Below are 2885 nucleotides of genomic sequence, written 5' to 3' on the forward strand. Positions count from 1 at the left end.
GCGGGTGAGCCGCCCGGGGCCTTCGCCGGCCCGCCCAGGGCCGCCAGGTGCTCCCGCACGGCGGCTTGCAGCGGCGCGAGCCCGGTCTCGGCCACCGGGTGGGCGGCCGCGGCCTGTTCGTAGCGGGAGAGCAGCGAGACGCTGTCACGGGCGGCGGCCGCCCGGAGTGCCTTCTCGGCGCGGAGCGCGACGGTCCGCGCGCCGGTCCCGCCGGAGGTCCCCGGCGACTGCGGACCACCCCCGCAGCCTGTCAGTACCGCACCCAGGGCGAATGCTCCCGTAGCGGTGAGCGCACTTCTGCGCGACGTCCCCGTGCGACGCACTTGTCTCCTTCAGCCTGGTTTCTGACAGTTTCTGACCTGAAGTGATCACCGGAGGCGAGCGTACCCGCGGCCCGGCGGGAGGCGGACGGCAACACCCCTGCGGACCGGATACCCTTTGACCTGACACGCGACGATCCCCACAACAGCACACGCGGCCGAGGAGTCACCCGGATGAGCACCACCCAGAGCGACAGGCTGCGCGAACTGCTGGAGCCGCTCGTCAGCGCCAAGGAGCTGGACCTCGAGGAGATCGAGGTCTCCCGGGCGGGCCGCCGCCGGGTGCTGAGGGTCATCGTGGACTCCGAGGACGGCGTGGAGCTCGACACCTGCGCGGAGCTCAGCCGCGGCATCTCCGAGACGCTGGACGAGACCGACGCCATGGGTGAGGGCGAGTACGTCCTCGAAGTGAGCTCTCCGGGCGCCGACCGCCCGTTGACCGAGCACCGCCACTACGTACGCGCCACGGGCCGGCTGGCCAGACTCACCCTGAGCGAGGGCGGCGAGCTGGTCGCCCGCATCCTCGGGGTCGACGACGAGGGCCTCGATCTGGAAGTGCCGGGCGTCAAGGGCCGCAAGCCCACCGCGCGCCGCGTCACCTTCGACGAGATCGCCAGGGCGCGCGTGGAGATCGAATTCAACCGCAAGGACAAGAAGGAAGAGGAGGCGTAGCCGTGGACATCGATGTGAAGCTTCTGAAGGGCTTGGCGCAGGACAAGGAGATCCCCTTCGACGTGCTCGTCGGGGCGATCGAGTCGGCCCTCCTCATCGCGTACCACCGCACCGAGGGCAGCCACCGCCGTGCACGCGTCGAGCTGGACGCCGGCGGCCACGTCACGGTGTGGGCGAAGGACGACCCGGCCGAGCTCGAGGAGGGCCAGGAGCCCAAGGAGTTCGACGACACGCCGTCCGGCTTCGGCCGTATCGCCGCGACCACCGCCAAGCAGGTCATCCTGCAGCGGCTGCGCGACGCCGAGGACGACAGGACGTTCGGCGAGTACGCGGGCCACGAGGGCGACGTCGTCACCGGCCTCGTCCAGCAGGGCAAGGACCCGAAGAACGTCCTGGTCGACATCGGCAAGCTGGAAGCGATCCTGCCCGTGCAGGAGCAGGTGCCGGGCGAGGAGTACACCCACGGCCTGCGGCTGCGCACGTACGTGGTCCGGGTGGCCAAGGGTGTGCGCGGTCCGTCCGTGACGCTCTCGCGTACCCACCCGAACCTGGTGAAGAAGCTCTTCGCGCTGGAGGTCCCGGAGATCGCGGACGGCTCGGTCGTCATCGAGGCCATCGCCCGCGAGGCCGGCCACCGCACCAAGATCGCCGTACGCTCCACCCGGGCCGGGCTCAACCCCAAGGGCGCCTGCATCGGCCCGATGGGCAGCCGCGTGCGCAACGTCATGGCCGAGCTCCACGGCGAGAAGATCGACATCGTCGACTGGTCGGACGACCCCGCGGAGATGGTCGCCAACGCGCTGTCACCCGCGCGGGTGAGCGAGGTCGAGGTCGTCGACCTCGGTACGCGCTCCGCACGGGTGACCGTGCCCGACTACCAGCTGTCCCTGGCGATCGGCAAGGAAGGGCAGAACGCCCGGCTGGCCGCCCGCCTCACCGGCTGGCGCATCGACATCCGCCCGGACACCGAGACCGACGCCGAGCGTGACGTCGCCGACCGTGAGCGCGCCGAGCGCGCCCGGGAGCGTTCCGAGCGCGGCTGAATCCGGGCGAGGTCCGGCCCGTGCGGCGGGCCGGACCAGGTCCGATGGAATAGATCACGGCGCCCTGGCGCTGAGATCACGACAACATCCGTTCGATTTTTGCCCCAAAGGGGTGAGGTCGGTGCGGGGAGGTAGACTTAGTCGTGTCTGGCCGGACGCACGCCCGCGCTTGCCCCGAGCGAACCTGTGTGGGATGCCGCGAGCGAGCGGCCAAGGGCGAGCTGCTGCGCATCGTGGTGGACGAGGGTGAAGTTGTCCCTGATCCACGCGGTACGCTGCCCGGCCGGGGTGCGTATGTGCACCCCGCCTCAGTCTGTCTCGACCTGGCGGTCCGCCGCCGGTCGTTCCCCCGGGCCTTCAAGGCCAAGGGGCCGTTCGATTCCGCGGCACTGCAGCGGTTCGTCGAGCGGGTGACACCGTAGGAAAGTGAACGGCACGGGTCCCCGTGCGGTCAGGTACCTCGCGAGTTGGAAGTAGGTCGAGATTGCGATGAGCACTCGATGAGTACGCGATGAGTACGCCCATGAAGTAGCGACGGTCCGGCGGTAACCCGGACCTAAAAGGAGCGAAGTGGCTAAGGTCCGGGTATACGAACTCGCCAAGGAGTTCGGCGTCGAGAGCAAGGTCGTCATGGCCAAGCTCCAAGAACTCGGTGAATTCGTCCGTTCGGCGTCCTCGACGATCGAGGCGCCGGTTGTACGCAAATTGACTGACGCACTGCAGGGTCCCGGCGGCAACGCCGGCAAGTCCGCTGCAAAGCCTGGCGCGCCTCGCAAGGCCGCCCCCGCAAAGCCCGCAGCGCCGTCTCCGGCCGCCGCGGCACGTCCCGCTGCCCCGAAGCCCGGCGCCC

4 protein-coding genes and 1 pseudogene are annotated in these 2885 nt (G+C 69.9%); 4 read left to right on the forward strand and 1 reads right to left on the reverse strand.

All coding sequences use genetic code 11. The features are described 5' to 3' along the window. A pseudogene (locus B9S57_RS00185) lies at positions 1-323 on the reverse strand (hypothetical protein); the annotation flags it as partial. A gap of 171 nt (positions 324-494) precedes the next feature. Here B9S57_RS00185 and rimP point away from each other — a divergent pair. The 4 genes from rimP to B9S57_RS00205 form a co-directional block, all read left to right on the forward strand. Further along, positions 495-992, forward strand: a complete 498-nt coding sequence (gene rimP, locus B9S57_RS00190; RefSeq protein WP_103513478.1) for a ribosome maturation factor RimP — start codon at positions 495-497, stop codon at positions 990-992. A 2-nt stretch (positions 993-994) separates the two neighbouring features. Beyond that, entirely contained in the window at positions 995-2035 is a 1041-nt protein-coding gene (gene nusA, locus B9S57_RS00195; protein WP_103513479.1) for a transcription termination factor NusA, read from the forward strand. A gap of 143 nt (positions 2036-2178) precedes the next feature. After that, on the forward strand, positions 2179-2457 hold the full coding sequence (locus B9S57_RS00200) for a YlxR family protein (protein ID WP_103513480.1): 279 nt from the start codon (positions 2179-2181) through the stop codon (positions 2455-2457). A 148-nt stretch (positions 2458-2605) separates the two neighbouring features. After that, on the forward strand, positions 2606-2885 hold a 280-nt coding region (locus B9S57_RS00205; RefSeq protein ID WP_146057690.1), incomplete at its 3' end, for a translation initiation factor IF-2 N-terminal domain-containing protein.

The organism is Streptomyces sp. SM10 (genome assembly GCF_002910915.1).
Classification (GTDB): domain Bacteria; phylum Actinomycetota; class Actinomycetes; order Streptomycetales; family Streptomycetaceae; genus Streptomyces.

Excerpts from the sequence above, each read along its gene's own strand:
- rimP (WP_103513478.1), top strand. The coding sequence starts at position 495 with ATGAGCACCACCCAGAGCGACAGGCTGCGCGAACTGCTGGAGCCGCTC.